The sequence below is a fragment of the Zwartia vadi genome, from assembly GCF_030410375.1.
GTDB classification, from domain to species: Bacteria; Pseudomonadota; Gammaproteobacteria; order Burkholderiales; family Burkholderiaceae_B; genus Zwartia; species Zwartia vadi.
The window spans coordinates 49,227-67,062 of record NZ_JAUHHE010000006.1 but is presented as its reverse complement, the minus strand read 5'-3'; the positions used below and the strand labels follow the sequence as shown (position 1 = coordinate 67,062).

Genomic DNA, 17,836 nt, shown 5'->3' with positions numbered 1-17,836 from the left:
AACAGTTAGATCTGTGGCCGGCTTTGCTGGTCACATTTGTTTTCGTTGCACCCTCTTACAGGGTGACAAAATTAAGGATCCGCTATGTCAAACCGCGAAGGTAGTCTCGAGGCACCCACCCGTCATCCGTTGGATTGGACCAACCCCGACTTTTATGACGAGGAAAAACTGCACACAGAGATGGAGCGTGTGTTTGATATGTGCCACGGCTGTCGTCGGTGCTTGAGCCTCTGTGGTTCGTTCCCGACACTGTTTGACCTTGTCGATGCGACCGATGACGGCGAAGTGCATGGTGTTGACAAGAAAGATTACGACAAGGTCGTAGATGAATGTTTCCTTTGTGATGTGTGCTATGTCACAAAGTGTCCTTATGTGCCACCACATCCCTGGAATCTTGACTTCCCTCACTTGATGCTGCGCGCTAAAGCCGTCAAGTTCAAGAAAGGCGATGTCAAAATGCGCGACAAGCTGTTGGCCTCGACTGACAAGTTGGGTATGTTTGCCGGTATCCCAATCGTGACGGAGTCTGTCAACGCATTGAATCGCACAGGGATTATGCGCTCAGCTATGGAGTCCACACTCGGCGTAGATAAAAAAGCCTGGATACCTGAGTACGCGCCTAAGACCTTTCCTCAACTGGCGACGGCTTCGACCGCTTGGCCTGTGAAAGATGGCGCCAAGACTCCAGGCAAGGTTGCAATTTATGCAACGTGCTACATAAATTACAACGAGCCAGGTATTGGACAGGATCTGATTAAGATTCTTGAGCATAACCAGATTCCTTATGAGCTGGTTGATAAAGAGGCTTGCTGTGGCATGCCCAAGCTCGAGCTTGGTGATCTTGAGTCTGTTGCTGCAAACAAAGACAAAAATATTCCCAAGCTCGCGAAACTCGCGCGCGAGGGCTATGCGATTGTCACACCGATTCCCTCCTGCACTCTTATGTTTAAACAAGAGCTTCCTTTGATGTTCCCTGAGGAAGAGGATGTTCAACTGGTCAAAGAGGCGATGTGGGATCCGTTTGAGTACTTCATTGAGCGAAACAGAGACGGTTTGCTTAAGACGGACTTTAAACAAGAACTCGGTCATGTGAGCTATCACATCCCTTGCCACTCACGGGTGCAAAACGTTGGCAAAAAGACGGCAGAGACATTGAAGCTCGTTCCAGGTACGGAGGTCAATGTGGTTGAGCGTTGCTCCGGACATTCCGGAACCTGGGGCGTCAAGAAAGAGTTTCATGCCCAGGCGATGAAGATCGGGAAACCTGTTTTTAAAGCAATGGCGAACAACACGCCCGATTACATCAGCTCGGATTGCCAGCTTGCTGGCCATCACATCGAGCAAGGTATGGAAGAAAACGGCTTGGCGAAAGCTGAGATGGCTCACCCTCTCACCTTGATCGCTAAAGCATACGGTCTGTAAAGGAAATGGAAATGAGCAAAATTACGCGTGAAAGTTTGATGACCCTTGAGGCCTATCATAAAGCCCGTCCGGAAATGCGTAAGCAGGCGATCGAAGAGCGCCGCAAGCGTAGCGTTCGATTGGGCGAACACCTGAATCTGTTGTTTGAAAGCGAGTTATTGATGCGCTATCAGATCCAGGAAATGTTGCGCGTCGAGAAGATTTTCGACGAAGAGGGCATTCAGGACGAGTTGGGTGCATACAATCCGCTTGTGCCAGATGGTTCGAATTTCAAAGCAACCATGATGTTGGAATACCCTAACGAAGCGGAGCGTCGTCTGGCCTTGGCGAAGTTATTGGGCATCGAACACAAGATGTTTATTCAGGTTGAAGGGCAGCCTCGCGTGTATGCGATTGCAAACGAAGATTTGGACCGTACAACCGCGGACAAAACATCTTCAGTTCACTTCATGCGTTTTGAACTGACACCAGAAATGAAAAAGTCGCTCAAGGCTGGTGCGCAAATGATGGTGGGTTGCGATCATAAAGAGTATCCCATGCATGTCGAGACCTTGCCCGATGATACGCTTGCCTCATTGGTGAATGATTTGACTTGATGCGCGCATAGTATTTCGCGAGCAGTATTGTTTTTGGCCCGAGCAGCAATGTTCGGGCCAGTTTTTTTACTGTGCTGGCGATCAGCGAGAGTGAAATTTCACCAGATGGACGCATAATTTGATGTTCGACGCGTAAGCTTTTAAAAAGACTTTTGCTCCGACTGAGCCTCGCGGGTATTATGGCTTTAAGGACAACAACAAGCACAAGGGACATCATGTTCAGGTTAGATGGCAAGATTGCACTCGTCACTGGTTGCGGCACACTGGGCGAGGGTTGGGGTAATGGCAAGGCGATCGCAGTGGCACTGGCCCGACAAGGCGCCAGCATTTTCGGATCGGATCTCAATCTTGAAGCTGCGCGCGAAACCCAACGGATCATCAACGAGGAGGGCGGGCAAGCGCATGTCATGGTGGCAGACGCAACACAAGCCGATGACGTGAAAAAACTCGTGGATGCCTGTCTTGCACAATACGGACGAATAGATATTTTGGTCAACAACGTTGGACGTTCTGAGCCGGGCGATCCTGTTTCAATGAGTGAAGAGACCTGGGACGATCAAATGGATGTCAATGTCAAAGGAGCCTTTCTTGCTTGCAAGTATGTGCTTCCTACCATGGCGGCTCAGGGTGGCGGATCCATCATCAGCATCTCTTCTGTTGCGGCACACCGTTACATCGGTAAACCACAAGTTGGCTATGCCGCCGGCAAAGCAGCACTCGAGCAATTGATGAAGACAACCGGTGTGATTTATGCCGATCGTGGCGTGCGTCTCAATAGCGTCGCGCCGGGGCTCATGTTCACGCCACTGGTCAAGCGTCTGGCTGACAAATATGCAAAAGGTGATTTCGAGGCATTTGTCGCGCATCGTCACAAGCAAGTTCCAGCAGGCTACATGGGCGAGTCGTGGGATGTCGCGCACGCAGTCGTCTTTTTAGCCAGTGATGAGGCGCGCTACATCACCGGACAGACTATTGTCGTGGACGGGGGCATTATCTCAGCTACACGTTGAACGCATTCCACCTATCTGAACAGGAAGTTAAATGATGAAAGCAGTCGTCGTGACAAAGAGTGGTTTTGAAATCGCTGAGGTTGACAAGCCTACTGTTGGCCCCGAACAAGTATTGGTTAAAGTCAGAGCATGCGGACTGAATCGCGCCGACCTGGGTGTGTTGGCTGGGGGCGCACACGGAAATGTCGGTGGAGTCGGTGCGATCCCTGGTATCGAATGGTCTGGAGAAGTTGCAGAAGTGGGTGCGCGAGTGCGCGGCTTTAAGCCAGGCGACCGTGTCATGTGTTCTGGGACCTCTGGATATGCCGAGTATGCTGTGGCCGATTGGGGTCGCGTGATAGATATTCCAAATGCTTCAATGTCCTTTGCCCAAGCCGTCACATTGCCCATCGCAATCAAGACGATGCACAATGCCATCGTCACGGTCGGTGAGTTGCGTAAAGGTGAGTCCGTGCTGGTACAGGGCGCTTCTTCAGGCGTTGGACTCATGGCCATGCAAATCGCAAAAGTCATGGGTGCCAAGACAGTCATCGGTACGTCCACCACAGCTGAGCGACGCGCACAATTGACAAACTACGGTGCTGATTTTGCAGTTGATAATAGTGACCCGCAATGGCCCCAGCGCGTCATCGAAGCCAATGGTGGAAAGGGCGTTGACTTGGTCATCGATCAACTTTCCGGACCTTTCGCGACACAAAATCTCGAAGCGTGCGCAATATTGGGTCGCATTGTGAACGTTGGTCGCATGGCCGGACGTTTTGCCGAGTTTGATTTTGATTTGCACGCGCTCAAGCGGATCAAATACACAGGTGTGACGTTCAGAACAAGAAGCGTGGAGGAAGTGCGCAGCATCACTTCGCTCGCCCTCGGTGATTTGGGCGCTTTTATAGAGTCCGGAAAGCTGTCTCTTCCAATCGACAGTACCTACGCGTTTGCAGACATCGCACAGGCTTTCGAACGCATGCGCACAAACAAACATTTTGGAAAAATTGTTGCGACGTTAGACTGATGCCATGAGAATTCAAACACTCGAACAATTACGAACGCTTTATGCCGCGCCCAAAGAGCGTGCTGTTAAAAAGCAACTCGCGGCACTGGATAGGCATTGCAAGCACTACATCAGCCTGTCTCCTTTTGTCGTCTTGTCGAGTGTGGGCGCCGATGAGGTGTTGGATGCTTCGCCGCGGGGCGGCGCACCCGGTTTCGTCAAGGTTCTTGATGCGAAGACCTTACTGATACCGGATTCGCCCGGCAATAATCGACTCGATACCTTGGAAAATATTATCCATACTGGTCGTCTTGGTTTGTTGTTTTTCATCCCTGGTGTAGATGAAACGCTGCGCGTGAACGGCACGGCAGCACTGAGTATCGATCCCGAGGAGATTGGCGTGTGTACGACAGAGGTTCGTGCGCCCAAGCTTGTTATCCGCGTCGGTGTCGAGCAAGCGTATCTGCACTGCGCCAAAGCGTTTATGCGCTCAAGGTTGTGGGATGGCGCCAGTCAGATCGATCGCAGTTGCTTGCCGACAATGGTTGATATGATTAATGAACAGGCGGCTGTAGAGGGTGTGTTTGAAACCCATGAAGAAATCATGTTGCGATATCAAAAAGAATTATAAAACTTGGGAAATATGGACGAGACAAATATGACAGCACCACTTGCAGGCATCAAGGTTGTTGAAATCAGTGTGGCGATGGCCGGTCCTTTTTGTGGCATGTTGCTCGGAGACTATGGCGCGGATGTTATCAAGATCGAGCGCACGGGGGTTGGCGATGATAGCCGTGCCTGGTCACCATATTTTCATGGATCCATGGGCTATTACTACGCCGCCGCAAACCGCAATAAGAGAGGCATGGCGCTTGATCTCAAAACTGAAGAGGGCATCAAGATTGCGCGCGAGTTGATCGAGCAGGCCGATGTTCTTGTTCATAATTATCGGGTAGGCGCTTTGGAGCGACTCGGCCTGGATTACGAAAGTTTGTCCCGCGTCAACCCTCGTTTGATTTACTGTGCCATCAGTGGGTTTGGAGCGACGGGCCCATTAAGCAAAGAGCCAGCCAACGATTTATTTATGCAGGCCTACGCAGGTTCAATGAGTATCACGGGTGATCCCGAAGGAAGCCCTGCAAAAATGGGCATGTCTGTTGCGGATGTGGGAGGTGGGATGTTCGGCGCCATCGGTGTGATGATGGCGCTTGAGACCCGTCACCGCACAGGGCGTGGACAGCGTGTGGATACGTCTTTGCTTGAGGGGCACATGTCTATGCTGGCTCAATTCTTCACGCGTTATTTTTCAAGTGGAGAGGTTCCCGGTCCGAGTGGAAGCGGTGCGTTGACGAGCCCGACTTATCGCGCCTATCAAGCGAGCGATCAGTGGATTGTCATTTCTGCTTTTAATCAGCGGATGTGGAAAGGATTATGCGCGGCACTTGATCAGCCAAGTTGGCTTGAAGATCCTCGCTTTATTGATCCCCAGATGCGTTCTTTGAATCGACCATTGCTGATCCAACTGATCGGCGCAGAGATTATCAAGCAGCCTTTGGCTTATTGGGAAAAACGTCTGAAAGAAAATGATGTGCCCTGTTCTCCTGTCAACACAATTGACAAGGTGATTGAACAACCTCAGGTTCATGCACGCGACATGGTTCAGGAAATTGAGCTCGAAGGCTTGGGGATGATGTCCATGGCGGGTTTGCCGATCAAGTTTAGTGACTCGCCCGGGTCAATCCGCCTGCCCCCTCCGCGCCTGGGTCAGCACACCGCTGAGATACTGACTGAAATGGGCTACCCAGAGACGCGCATCCAGACCTTGGCGGCTCAAGGTGCGATTGGTTTGGATCCAGGCTGGATTAAGGTCGAGACTACTCAGAGCTCTCAGGGATAAGTTTTTTGACTTTAACGCCAAAGATTTTTCCGTAAAGAGCTCGTAGAGGCTCGAGAAGTAAAACGAGGATGACGACAGACCAGATCCCGATTGCGATCGGGCTGGTATAAAAAACCGATACATCTCCCAGGCTCATAAACAAGCCTTCACGCAAATGCTTTTCTATCAGTGGACCGAGCACGACTCCCACAACCAGAGGAGCGAGCTGAAACTCCAACTTGCGTAAGACATATCCAATCATCGCGATCATCCACAGCATGTATACATCCACCATACTGTTGCGCACACTGTAGCAACCAACAGTAGCGACCATCAAGATGATGGGAAGAAAAACATGATTGGGTACTCTCAAGAGGCTCACCCAGAGACCAATCAGAGGAATATTCAAAATCACCAGCATGGCATTGCCAACCAGCATGGAGGCGATCACACCCCAGAATACTTCTGGATGCGCACTCATCATCATCGGACCGGGCTGAACACCATGGACCATCATGGCGGCAAGCATCAGGGCCGTGACTGAACCAAACGGTATGCCTAAAGCGAGCAAGGGGACCATTGATGAAGTTGCTGCCGCATTGTTGGCGGTTTCGGGGCCTGCAACGCCTTCGATCGCGCCTTCGCCAAGCTGTTCTTTATATTTAGACACTCCTTTTTCCAAGCGATAGGAGGCAAAGCTCGCCATTGTGGCCGATGGCCCTGGCAGTAAACCAAGGACAAATCCTATCGCTGTGCCACGGCCGTAAGGCCCCCAAGAGCGTCGCCATTCTTGACGCGAGGGCAGCATTTCTTTGAGTCTGACTGGAATAGGTTTGCCTTGTTTACGTAAAGATTCAACCACCGACATGATTTCAGTCACGCCATAGAGTCCGACCACCAGCGCAACGAGCTCAACTCCAAGCGTCAAGTCCTGCACGCCAAAGGTGAAGCGATCAGCGCCAGTGACCATTTCCTGGCCAACCGTACTGAGCATGAGACCAATGGCCATTGGAAAGATCCCAGCGGCAAGCGTGCCTCCGGAAATTCGCGAGAACAAGAGCAAACCGCCTGCGGTTAAGGCAAAAAACTCTGCGGGACCAAACAGTACGCCGAGATTTGCGAGCGCAGGGGCAAATAGCATCACGCCAAGGACAGATAATCCTCCGCCGACAAAAGAGCCGATCGCTACGATCGTGAGTACTGCACCAGCGCGTCCTTTTTTGGTGAGTTTGTAGCCATCGATACAGGTAATGACGGAGGCCGATTCGCCAGGCATATTGACTAGAATCGCAGTGGTTGAGCCTCCGTACATCGCTCCGTAATACATGCCGGCCATCATGATCAACCCGCTTGTTGGATCCAGCGCGTAGCTCAAAGGCAGGATCATCGCGATGCCGGCGGTGGGACCAAGGCCTGGTAAAACGCCGATGAGTGTGCCTGCGAGTGCTCCGACAAGCGCTGCGAGCAGGTTGTTGAAGGTAAAGGCGACACCTAGCCCATATAGCAGACCATTGACTGCTTCCATGTCAGCTCCTGAATAGTTCGACAAGGATGCCGGCAGGCATTGGAACCTTGAGTATTGTGATGAAGATCAAATAGACCACCGCGGTCATGATCACTGCGTATGCTGCACATCGTTGCCACGACAGAGCGGAAAGCAGACGAATCAGCAGGATACAAAACAAAACGCTGCTTAAAGCGAATCCTAACCAAGGAATTGCGACAAAGTAGCTAATGAGAAGCGCAACAAGTTTAACTAGACGTACTCCATCTTCACCTTTGGGAAGATCAAGCGCCTCAGTATGCGCACGATTTTTCCAGCCCTCCCATAGCGCAGAGATACTTGCTAAGAAAAGGATGCCTGCGATCAACAAAGGAAAGACGCCAGCACCTGGCTGATCCATCTCGCCCATTGGTAGTTCGAGGGTTTTATGCAGGTAACCAGCAGACAATAATATGCCTAGAATACCCGCACCCATGTAGCCCTGACTTCGACTGATTGATTGCATCGCGCGCGTTCCTTAGAGACTACGGTAGTCTTGATCGACAGCGACTAATGTTTTTAATTTCAACATTGACTCGGTATCCATCGTGCCTGACAAACCAGGATTGGTCGGTAAATCAGACACCACATTAGATGCTTTAAGCGCAGCAATTTGGGAGGGGGTTTTCCCCAGAATATCTCTGAGAATGTTGTCGTTATCTTCTCCAAAGCGGGGGCCTGGCTTTTTGATACGAGCGTCTCGAAAGCGTAACTTGTAGGGCCGACCGATGAGGGGTCGTTCTCCAATCGGTTCAGGGTGTTGAACCGACTCATAAAACTGTCGGTGTTTCAGGTGAGGATTCTTTAGCAAATCCCGACTATTTAACACGCGGCCAGCGGCAATTCCACGGGCTTGAAGTTGTTCAAAGAGCGCTTCACCATCGAGAGTGCGACACCAGGTTGCGACCAGATCGTTGACGACATCCCGATGGATCCTTCGACTCACAGCTGAACTGAATCGAGGATCATGCGCCAGTGAAGGGTGTTGCATGAGCTCGGCCAGAGCCGCCCATTGTTTGTCTGTTTGTACAGTGAGCGCAAGCCATTGATCATCGCCTTGAGTTTGATACAGATTGCTAGGCACATGCTCTGCGTGTTCGTTACCAATCCGGTCGGGTTCAGTGCCATCCAGTTGCTTTTGAAGTAAAGGTTCCGGAATCAGGGCAACGCCGAGCTGATACATGCCAACGTCAATCCATTGGCCTTTGCCTGTCTTGTTTCTGTGCGCAATCGCAGCCCATAAACCGTTCAAGCCAGACCAGCAGGCGATAAAGTCAGGATATGACTGACCGACTTTCCATGGTTTATCGCCTCGATAGCCTGTGTAAAAAGTAATCCCCATGGTAGCTTCGAGTGTCGTACCTTGGCTGGGAAAGGATGCCCACGGTCCAGTGGAGCCATAGCCAGTATTGGAGAGCATGATCAGAGCAGGATTGATGTTTTTAAGAGAGTCGTAATTCAAGCCCCATTTGGGAAGAACGCGAGGCGTAAAGTTATCAAGCACGATATCGCTTTTGGCAACAAGCTCTCGAAATATTTCTTGACCCTCGGAGCGACTGAGATCAATTGCCAGAGATTTTTTACCGCGATTGACGACATAAAAAATACCGGATCGATTCCAAGGGTCTTGGGCGGGATCATTGTCCAGATATGGACCAAAGGCTCTTCCCCGCGTTTGATCCAGTTTGTGAGGCGCTTCAATTTTGATGACCTCTGCACCGAGATCGCTGAGTAGTCCTGCCATATAAGGCACCGCGAATACATACGAGAGATCGAGGACACGAACACCGCTTAAGGGGAGAGTAGTTTTTTTCATCCCGCGCTCCTTATCCAGGCGAGTATCTCGTTACGATGTTCGTCGAGTAAGGGAGCGCGCCGCCGAACCGATGTCGGTGTTAGAGAAAGTTTGGCGAGCTCTGCTGGAAAGCGCATATTGGTTTGCGCAGCAGGGTGATCGAGTTCGATGAAAGCCTGACGCTCTTTGAGATGCTCGCATGACAGTAGGTCCTCTGCATTTTGGACAACCCCCAGCAACAATCGTTTCTGGGCTCCAGCCAGAAATACCTCCTTTGCATCGCGATCAGCGACACATTCTTCGAGGAGTGCTTTGACTTCAGGCACCCGCTTTTCTCGCTCAGGCGGACTCGAAAATTTTTTCTCAAGAAATTCAGGTCGATCAAAAAGTTCAGCAAAGGTTTCAAAGGGTGCGCCGCCACCGGTTTGAAAAGCAAGATAGCCCTTTCGCGTTGGAATCGGTTCCCCGGCAAAAGGATCTTGCACAACAGCCCGGCGACCTTGTACCGCACCTAAAAAAGCATAATAAGATTCGTTGAGTACAAGTTCGGAGGCGAGGCATTCGTGGATGGATACATCGACATGCTCTCCAAACTGGTCTGCTTGCGCAGCGGTATAGGCCATGATTGACGCATAGGCAGCGGTCAGTCCAGCACAGTAGAATGACTGCGATAACCCGTGTTTAAGTGGCTCCCGATCCACTCGACCGCTGATTTGCATGATGCCGCTTAATGCTTGGAGAGTCAGATCGCTCGCCGCATACTGTGCGTAAGGGCCTGTTTGACCGAAATTTGTAATCGAAGTGACGACAAGAGTCGGTTTCCAGTCCAGGAGCTGATCCACGCCGAGTCCCCATGCATCGAGACGGCCGGGTCGAAAACTCTCGATCACGATATCGCTTTGTTCAACGAGACGTCGCAATAAAGGTTTGTTTTCCGGCAGACGTAGATCCAGAGCAAGACTCCTCTTGTTCCAGTTTAGATATTGAAACAATAAACTTTGCTCTGGAAACGGTGCGTCGTGTTTGAGAGGGGCCAAGGTGCGGGCAAAGTCACCACAGACAGGTCGCTCGATTTTGATGACGTCGGCACCATGGTCTCCGAGGAGACGAGCTGCAAAGGGCCCGGCAATGCCGTGCGTCAAATCAAGAACTTTCAGCCCGGTCAAGGCGCCGTCAGGATGGCGATTTTCCATTCAAGCTGCCTCTATTTGCATATTGACTAGAGCTTGGGCGCTACAAATGGATATGGCAGCGGTTTTCCATTTTTATAAGGAAGTGCAACAGTTGCCGTTCCGGGTGTCGATTCTTTTCCGGCATCATTGATGATTCCGAGTTCGATATCAATCAGGCCAAAATCAGGGCCCTCGCGTTTGCCCGTTACGCGACCCCACACGCGAACCGTTTCCTCGACAAGGTTCATCGCACGAAACTGGAATCCTGCTTTCCAGGCCCAGCCATTTGGTCCCGCCCAGTCCGCAAGCATCTGCATCACGAATTGTTGTTTGAGTGATCCGTTGATCAACAAACCAGGCAGCTTGTCATGCTCCATCGCAAAAGGCTTGTCATAGTGGATCTTGTGCCAGTTTTCCATTGCGGCAGACCAGCGCATGAGATGTGCTGTTGTGAGAGGACCTTTTTCAAGGCCTGGAATGTCGGCGCCAATCACGACATCTTCAAAGTAAGGTGTTGTGCCAAGTGCCATTATTTTCTCCTGATCTGCGTGCGACGTGTGCGAATGAGGAGTTCGCCTTCAGTGTTGCGATACTCTGATTCAGTCACCACCAATACGATTGGGCCTTTGCTTGTTTCTTTTTCAGTAATGTCTGCGTAACGTGAGGTCAGTTTGACGGTTTCACCATGACGCGCGTAACGAAAGAACTCTATTTCCGACCCACCGTTTAATAGTGCGTAGCCTGCCAAAGGTTCGATAGCGGGAAGTCCTTGCGAGCTTGTCGCTGCCACAATGCCATCGAAGTCAGCGTTATGGGCGTTTTCCTGAATGGGATCCGGTGCACCAAATGGACGACGAAACATATGCGTCGGGAAAAGCGGGGGAGCGACTGGGCCACCGTAGCGCGAATTATTAGGGCAAGTCGTATTAAAAATCGGATCTTCATACATGATGGCTTGAGCGTAGCGTCGGACAGCGCCACGTTCGACTTGATCGCATGCAATCTCGGTTTCAGATTGCATGCCGATGTATTTCTTGAGCGAATCGGTAAGAGCAGACATGCTGAGCCTCTTGGTTTGGAATAAACGATGTTCGGTCTTGATTGAATGCAGTATCGAAAAGTTATTTCAATGTTACGTTGCCGTCGGTCACGATTTTCCGCCATCTTTCAATATCGATCTTGACGAACTCAGCGAATTCTTTGGGCGGTAGCGGACGATCGAGCACAGGGTTGCCGGCGCTGATTAACTGTTCTTTGACTGCAGGTGTTGTGACAACTTTTGTAATGGCTTCGTTTAGTTTAGCCAAAACTGCCGGTGGCGTTCCGGCCGGCGCACAAAGGCCATTGAATCCGGTAATTAAAAAGCCTGGCAAGGTTTCGCCGATCGTTGGCACATCAGGCAGCTGGGAAGCCCGTTCCGACATCACGACACCCAGCGCGCGCAGTTTGCCTGATTTAATAAGCGGCAAGGCTGGTTGCAATACGGCAAAGGACATCGATGCTGTACCCGACACCACATCAGCGATGGAAGGGGAGCTGCCTTTGTATGGGATGTGCAGCATGTCGACGCCGGCCATTTGCTTGAAAAGCTCTCCTGAGAGATGTCCAGGTCCACCCGCACCGTAAGAAGCGTAGGTGAGTTTTCCTGGCTGTGCTTTCGCAAGCGCGATCAGTTCGCGCACATTCGTCGCGGGAATATTTGGATTGACAACAAGCACCAGAGCGGCACCAAGATACATCGTCACGGGGTCGAAGTCTTTCACTGTGTCGAAAGGTAGCTTATACATACTGGGGTTAGTGGCGAAAGCCGTTGTGCACACCAGCAATGTGTAGCCATCCGGTGCGGACTTTGCGACATACTCGGTGCCGATAATGGTGTTGGCACCTCCCCTGTTTTCGACAACAACCGGCTGCCCCAGGTAATCTGTCATGCCCTTTGCGATCACGCGCGCGACGCTATCAGAGCCTCCGCCCGGCACAAAAGGCACGACGATCTTGATTGGTTTATTAGGAAAATTTTGTGTTTGTGCCGATGCATTCGAGCAGATCGTGGCAAGCGTCATCAAAGAAGCGATTGCAATCGATGCAAAAGTATTCTGTATACCTAACATATGTATGCCCCCTTATCGCACGCCGTGATGGCGTACGCTTTCATTCAGCGTTTGTCTCGTAATCGTTTTATCTATTGCTCTTAAATGAGCAGCCACCGAGCCGATTCTGTTGTCGAGCTTCTTAGCGACTGAAATTTATCCTAGCATAAACACAGAGGCGAATCTAAACGTTTTTCATGGGCGAGAGTAATTAGCTGATATTCTCAAAATATGGACGTTCAAAGAACCCGCTTCAGTGCTTCAATGACGGAACAATATAAAACTTAAACGTGCTCCGGAGACTCATACATGAAAATACTTTTTTTCGATGACTTTAAGCTCGGTATCCTGAACGGCGACCGGGTCATCGATATTTCGGCTGTTGTCCATGATATTCCTCATATAGGACCTCATGATTGGATCAATGGGCTGATCGAGCATTTTGACGTCTATCGCCCCAAGATCGAGTCGTTTGTTAAAGGTCAGGCTGGGATCCCCGTTTCGTCTGTGCGGATTCGCCCACCTTTGCCAAAGCCAGGCCATATAGACTGCATGGCGGTGAACTACATGGAGGATGGTACGCGCACAGCGCCTGCACCGATTAACGCCTTTCAAAAAGCCCCGGGCAGCATCATTGGCGATGGAGATGTCATGGTGTTGCCTGATGTACCGGCAAATATTTTTGAGGGCGAGGCTGAACTTGCACTCGTTATTGGTAAAAAAGCCAAGAACATTTCGGCAAAAGATGCGATGTCTTATATTTTTGGCTATGTAAATTTTGTTGATGGCTCTGCTCGGGGACTCGGTCCGGAAGGAAATGTTTTCTTCCAGATGAAGTCACGCGATACCTTTGCGCCGATCGGACCCTACATCGTGACGGCGGATGAAATTCCGGATCCACAGAAGTTGCAAATCCGGTTGTGGAACAACGGTCAGCTCATGCAGGATTTCAACACGGATGATATGGCGCACAATATTCCGCGTTGCATTGAATGGGTCACCTCTATTCATACTCTCGAGCCGGGCGATATTTTGGCAACCGGAACCAATCACCGTGGACTGAATCCTTTCATGGATGGTGATTTGATTGAGATTGAAACGGAGGGTTTGGGACGCTTGACATTCAAGGTGCGGGATGACTTGAAACGAACGTGGGCGCGACAGACACGTTTGCAGCGCGAACAAGCAAAAGAGCCCGGTGTGCATACGCCGCAACTGAGCGGTAAATATGCACCCGGCAAATAGTAATCAATAGTCAAGTTGTGAAGTGATCCCCATCAGCAGCCGGGGATCACATTGAGCGATCTCAGGACCAGGCTGTATCCGCCACAGCATTGCGTGCTGCGATGCGACCGAAGGCGAAACATTCTCCAATGTTGCCAGTGCCCTGATACAGATAACTAAAGATCGAACCCAACTCACCTGCGCTGTAAAGGCGAGGAATAGGCGTGCCATCAGGTCGTACGATCTGGGCACGTGCGTTGCGACGGGGTCCACCTTGCGTATTGAGCATGGATGGAGAGAGTTCGATCGCATAGTAAGGGCCAGAGCCAAAAGGCTGCACCATTTTGTCGCGTCCGAAGTCCTCATCTTTACCTGACGCACAGTGCTCATTCCAGCGTTTGACTGTGCCTTCAAGGCTGCCAGCGGGCAGGCCGAGCTTTTGATTGAGCTCCCCGAGGGTCGGAGCTGTTTTGATCCAACCTTTCGCCAACTCGGCTTTATTGTCCTTGCTCCAGGTGTAGCCGCTCATGATTTGCGTCCAGCCGTGAGTGGGTTTGCCGTCGTAGAGCGGACCATCATCGAACATGGCTTGATCGAAAATCATGTGCATAGGACAAGGTGTGCGCATGGCATACCATTTTCCATTTTGCTCGACTTTGCCATGGCGGGTTTTATATTTTTCATCTGTAAAGCGTTTGCCGTCCGGGCCGACAACAACCATGCCACCCTTGGGTTCATGGGAAAAGTGCAGCGCAACCATTGAGAACGTAGTTGGATATTCTGGGACCTTGAGAGCCATGGAGGGGCCGGCAAAATTGTTCATATGCCAGAGGTCCGCACCGATTTCCATTGCCATACGCACGCCATCACCCTCGTTATAAGGGCTGCCCGAGGTGTAGCAGTAAGGCACGCCAGTCAGGTAGTTGCGGATCATTTCCTGATTGTTTTCGAAGCCGCCACAGGTGAGGACAACACCTTTTTTGGCTTTGATATTTAAAGTCTTGCCTTTGTGAAGCGCGACAACGCCCAATACTTCTTGAGACAAAGGATCTTGAATCAGCTTTTGTCCGGGGCATTCATAGCGAATGTCGACAGGACGGGATTTCACGGCCTCGGCAAGCATTTCCCAGGTCTTTGAATAACCAAGAATGTCTCCATGGTGAAATTTATGCACGCAGTCCGAACCGGGCAGTTCGGGGAATTCAATGCCGGTCCCATGCGTGCCGTGCTGATGTTCTTGGGGGTCGCCACCAATCGAAGAGAGCCACTCGTTGTTCAGGCACATTTCCTTTGCCCAGACTTCAATCATGTCGTCTGGTACGGTGTAGGGACCGCACAGAGCTTTCAGATACGTCGCCGCTCCCTCAGGCGATGATGTATTGAGATAGCCCTGTGCCGCTACACGCGTATTGCCGCCTTCTTGTCCCTCGGGTGCTTTGTCCAGCAAGATCACCGAAGCGCCGGCTTCGACTGCAGTGATGGCGGTTGCTGCGCCCGCGCCACCAAAACCCACGACAACCAGATCAGCTTCGGCATCCCAGTCGATCTGCCGGGCATTTTTTTGAATCATTTGCTTATCCATTGGTTAAAGATTTATTTCATCACGCCAGCTTCTTGAAAGTACTTTTTGTACCATTCAATTTCAGCAGGGAATTTCGACTGCACGGACTTGCCGTCTTCGTAAGCGTACTCAAGATTATACTTTTCCAAAAGTTTCTTAAACTCCGGTGTTTCTGAAACAGTCTTAAAGGCTGCGGTCAGTTTTTGGGCAATATCATCGGGCAGCCCCGCAGGCGCGACAACGATCATGCCGTTCGGCGGATTGGTCGGTGGGCAGCCGATATCTTTCATGACAGGAATATCCGGACGCTTTGGATCGCGGGCATCAACGTGGAACGTGACAAGCTCTCTAAACGCACCTTGCTCAACGAGAGGAATATGTGAGCCTGATCCTGCAATGAAATCAACATGCTTACCTAGCAAAGCTGTATTCGCAGCCGAACCGCCTTTGGTTGGCACATGTTTGAATGTCAATCCTTTGCAGCGGGCAAAGGATTCCACGCCAATTTGCTGCTGTGTATTCGGACCGCTGGAGGCATAGGTCATTCCGGGGTTTTTCTTGGCATGCGCGACAAACTCATCGACTGTTTTCCAAGGGGAGTCTGCGGGCACTACCAGACCGCCGATGTAAAAAGAATATTGCATCAGGACTTGAAAATCCTGAGGCTTGTATGCAAGCTTCATTAGCAGTGGTCGCACAGTGATGGAGCCCGTCGAAGTCACGAGCAGGGTGTAACCATCAGGTTTTTTGCTGGCCAGCAGGCCGTTGGCGACGGTTGCGCCACCACCTGCTTTATTCTCGACCGCAATCGGCACACCAAGTATTTTCTCCACGCCTTGCGCGAGCGCGCGAGCGGTGAGATCAGTCGTCGCACCGGCTGCGAAAGCCACATACATCGTGATGGGTTTGTCAGGGTATTTTGCAAAAGCCGTGCTGTGCATCAGCATGCTTGTTGTCATGGCGGCGGCAAACGTCGCAAAACGAAATTTATTTTTAAAGTTCATGGCTGTCTCCTGAGTGAATGAGCATGCTTAGGCGTTGTCATCTGCTGTCGCGGCCAAAGCGCTGCGTTTTTTACGGATGCTGGGGATCACCGCAGTGATGAGTAAAACAAGCGATACAAACAAAAACCCTGCCGAAATGGGGCGCGTCACAAAAATACTCATGCTCCCTCCAGAGATGATGAGAGATTGACGCAGTGAGTCCTCAAGAATGTGTGTCAACACATAAGCGAGAATGAGAGGTGCTGGCTCGTAGTCGAACTTGCGCATTAGATAACCGATCACGCCGAACAGCAACATGAGATAGAGGTCCATGTCACTGCCGTTGATGACATAAGCACCGATCAGTGCGATGAATAAAATAAGCGGAAACAGGACAGCATAGCGCACGCGCAAAAGCTTGACCCAAAGTCCAATGAGCGGAAGATTGAGGACCAGCAGCATGACGTTACCCACATACATGCTGGTGACGGTTCCCCAAAAAAGTTCAGGATTTTTTTCAATCATCATGGGGCCGGGCGAGATGCCATGAATCATCAGTGCGCCCAACAAAATACCCATTACCGCGTTCGCCGGTACGCCCAAAGTCAGGAGCGGAATAAATGCCGCCTGCGCAGCGGCATTGTTCGCCGCTTCCGGCCCGGCCACTCCGGCAATCGCGCCGTGACCAAATTTCTCGGGTGTCTTTGAGATACGCTTTTCAACACCATAGGAAATAAATGAGGCAAGCACTGCGCCGCCTCCCGGCAAAATCCCAAGGAAAAATCCCGTGATTGATCCGCGCGCAATAGGTAGAGCAGATTCCTGCCAGTCCTTTTTGCTAGGCATCAGATTTTTAACTTTGCTGACCACGACGCCCTGTTTAATTACGCGTTCCACGTTTAACAAGATTTCGGATACGCCGAATAATCCCATCGCAAGAGGAGCGATGCCGACACCATCGAGTAAGTCCGGCACATCGAAGGTAAAGCGAGGCATGCCCGTCATCGTATCCATGCCGACCATGCCAATCAGCACACCAACACCTGCCATCATTAAGGATTTCACCATGGACTTTTGCGCAAGATATGTCAGGATCACAAGGCCCATGATCATGAGCGCAAAGTACTCGGGAGGCCCAAACTTGAGTGCGACTTTTGCCAAAGGAGGCGCGAGTAGCATCAGGCCGATGATGCCGATCGTTCCCGCGATAAATGAACCAAACGCTGCGATGCCCAGAGCAGGCCCGGCGCGACCTTGCAGTGCCATCTTGTGTCCATCGAGCATCGTGACAACGGATGCCGCTTCGCCCGGAATTCCAACAAGAATCGAAGTGGTCGATCCTCCGTATTGCGCGCCGTAATAAATACCCGACAACATGATGATGGCTGTAACGGGTGAGATGCCGAAAGTGATTGGTAACAAAATGGACATGGCGCCAACCGGACCGAGTCCGGGTAGTACGCCGATGAGCGTGCCGATTAATACCCCGAGAAAGCAGAAAAATAAGTTGTGGGGTTGAAACGCGACTGAAAGGCCAAATAGTAGGTTGTCTGCGATATCCATGATCTCTGCGGTC

At 51.1% G+C, this 17,836-nt stretch carries 17 protein-coding genes; 7 read left to right on the top strand and 10 right to left on the bottom strand.

What is annotated here, in order from left to right; translation table 11 throughout:
- Positions 1-84 precede the first annotated feature (84 nt).
- The 6 genes from QWY27_RS06730 (at position 85) to QWY27_RS06705 (ending at position 5,913) form a co-directional block, all read left to right on the top strand.
- Complete coding sequence (locus tag QWY27_RS06730) at positions 85-1,422, top strand: heterodisulfide reductase-related iron-sulfur binding cluster (RefSeq protein WP_290196009.1); 1,338 nt, start codon at positions 85-87, stop codon at positions 1,420-1,422.
- 11 nt (positions 1,423-1,433) lie between these two features.
- Positions 1,434-2,018, top strand: coding sequence for a DUF3501 family protein (locus tag QWY27_RS06725; protein WP_435433452.1), 585 nt, complete (start codon positions 1,434-1,436; stop codon positions 2,016-2,018).
- 215 nt (positions 2,019-2,233) lie between these two features.
- The gene (locus QWY27_RS06720) at positions 2,234-3,028 is read left to right on the top strand and encodes an SDR family NAD(P)-dependent oxidoreductase (RefSeq protein WP_290196005.1); all 795 of its coding nucleotides are present in this window, start codon (positions 2,234-2,236) and stop codon (positions 3,026-3,028) included.
- A gap of 31 nt (positions 3,029-3,059) precedes the next feature.
- Entirely contained in the window at positions 3,060-4,037 is a 978-nt protein-coding gene (locus QWY27_RS06715; protein ID WP_290196003.1) for a quinone oxidoreductase family protein, read from the top strand.
- A 4-nt stretch (positions 4,038-4,041) separates the two neighbouring features.
- Entirely contained in the window at positions 4,042-4,647 is a 606-nt protein-coding gene (locus QWY27_RS06710) for an MSMEG_1061 family FMN-dependent PPOX-type flavoprotein (protein WP_290196001.1), read from the top strand.
- Between the two features lie 27 nt (positions 4,648-4,674).
- Positions 4,675-5,913 carry a CaiB/BaiF CoA transferase family protein gene (locus tag QWY27_RS06705; protein WP_290196000.1) on the top strand — a complete coding sequence of 413 codons (1,239 nt, stop codon included), beginning with the start codon at positions 4,675-4,677 and terminating at the stop codon, positions 5,911-5,913.
- Here the strand turns inward: QWY27_RS06705 and QWY27_RS06700 are convergent.
- The 7 genes from QWY27_RS06700 to QWY27_RS06670 form a co-directional block, all read right to left on the bottom strand.
- Positions 5,891-7,417, bottom strand: coding sequence for a tripartite tricarboxylate transporter permease (locus tag QWY27_RS06700; protein ID WP_290195998.1), 1,527 nt, complete (start codon positions 7,415-7,417; stop codon positions 5,891-5,893). The two genes, QWY27_RS06705 and QWY27_RS06700, sit on opposite strands and share 23 nt — an antisense overlap.
- A gap of 1 nt (position 7,418) precedes the next feature.
- On the bottom strand, positions 7,419-7,901 hold the full coding sequence (locus tag QWY27_RS06695) for a tripartite tricarboxylate transporter TctB family protein (protein WP_290195996.1): 483 nt from the start codon (positions 7,899-7,901) through the stop codon (positions 7,419-7,421).
- A gap of 12 nt (positions 7,902-7,913) precedes the next feature.
- Positions 7,914-9,251 carry a CaiB/BaiF CoA transferase family protein gene (locus QWY27_RS06690; RefSeq protein WP_290195994.1) on the bottom strand — a complete coding sequence of 446 codons (1,338 nt, stop codon included), beginning with the start codon at positions 9,249-9,251 and terminating at the stop codon, positions 7,914-7,916.
- A complete protein-coding gene (locus tag QWY27_RS06685; protein WP_290195992.1) occupies positions 9,248-10,423 on the bottom strand; it encodes a CaiB/BaiF CoA transferase family protein in 1,176 nt (391 codons plus the stop codon). Before QWY27_RS06685 ends, QWY27_RS06690 begins: the two co-directional genes overlap by 4 nt.
- Positions 10,424-10,449: 26 nt before the next feature.
- Positions 10,450-10,932, bottom strand: coding sequence for a hotdog family protein (locus tag QWY27_RS06680; protein ID WP_290195991.1), 483 nt, complete (start codon positions 10,930-10,932; stop codon positions 10,450-10,452).
- Complete coding sequence (locus QWY27_RS06675) at positions 10,932-11,462, bottom strand: FAS1-like dehydratase domain-containing protein (RefSeq protein WP_290195988.1); 531 nt, start codon at positions 11,460-11,462, stop codon at positions 10,932-10,934. The genes QWY27_RS06680 and QWY27_RS06675 overlap by 1 nt, the downstream gene beginning before the upstream one ends.
- Positions 11,463-11,523: 61 nt before the next feature.
- On the bottom strand, positions 11,524-12,513 hold the full coding sequence (locus tag QWY27_RS06670; RefSeq protein WP_290195986.1) for a Bug family tripartite tricarboxylate transporter substrate binding protein: 990 nt from the start codon (positions 12,511-12,513) through the stop codon (positions 11,524-11,526).
- Positions 12,514-12,801: 288 nt separating this feature from the next.
- Here QWY27_RS06670 and QWY27_RS06665 point away from each other — a divergent pair, with 288 nt between their 5' ends.
- Complete coding sequence (locus QWY27_RS06665; RefSeq protein WP_290195984.1) at positions 12,802-13,737, top strand: fumarylacetoacetate hydrolase family protein; 936 nt, start codon at positions 12,802-12,804, stop codon at positions 13,735-13,737.
- Positions 13,738-13,798: 61 nt separating this feature from the next.
- Here QWY27_RS06665 and QWY27_RS06660 read toward each other — a convergent pair whose 3' ends face one another.
- The 3 genes from QWY27_RS06660 to QWY27_RS06650 are packed head-to-tail and all read right to left on the bottom strand — an operon-like array spanning position 13,799 to position 17,823.
- Positions 13,799-15,286: an FAD-dependent oxidoreductase gene (locus tag QWY27_RS06660; protein ID WP_290195982.1), complete on the bottom strand. Its 1,488-nt coding sequence runs from the start codon at positions 15,284-15,286 to the stop codon at positions 13,799-13,801.
- 23 nt (positions 15,287-15,309) lie between these two features.
- Positions 15,310-16,281, bottom strand: a complete 972-nt coding sequence (locus QWY27_RS06655) for a tripartite tricarboxylate transporter substrate binding protein (protein WP_290195981.1) — start codon at positions 16,279-16,281, stop codon at positions 15,310-15,312.
- 27 nt (positions 16,282-16,308) lie between these two features.
- On the bottom strand, positions 16,309-17,823 hold the full coding sequence (locus tag QWY27_RS06650) for a tripartite tricarboxylate transporter permease (RefSeq protein WP_290195979.1): 1,515 nt from the start codon (positions 17,821-17,823) through the stop codon (positions 16,309-16,311).
- Positions 17,824-17,836 lie beyond the last annotated feature (13 nt).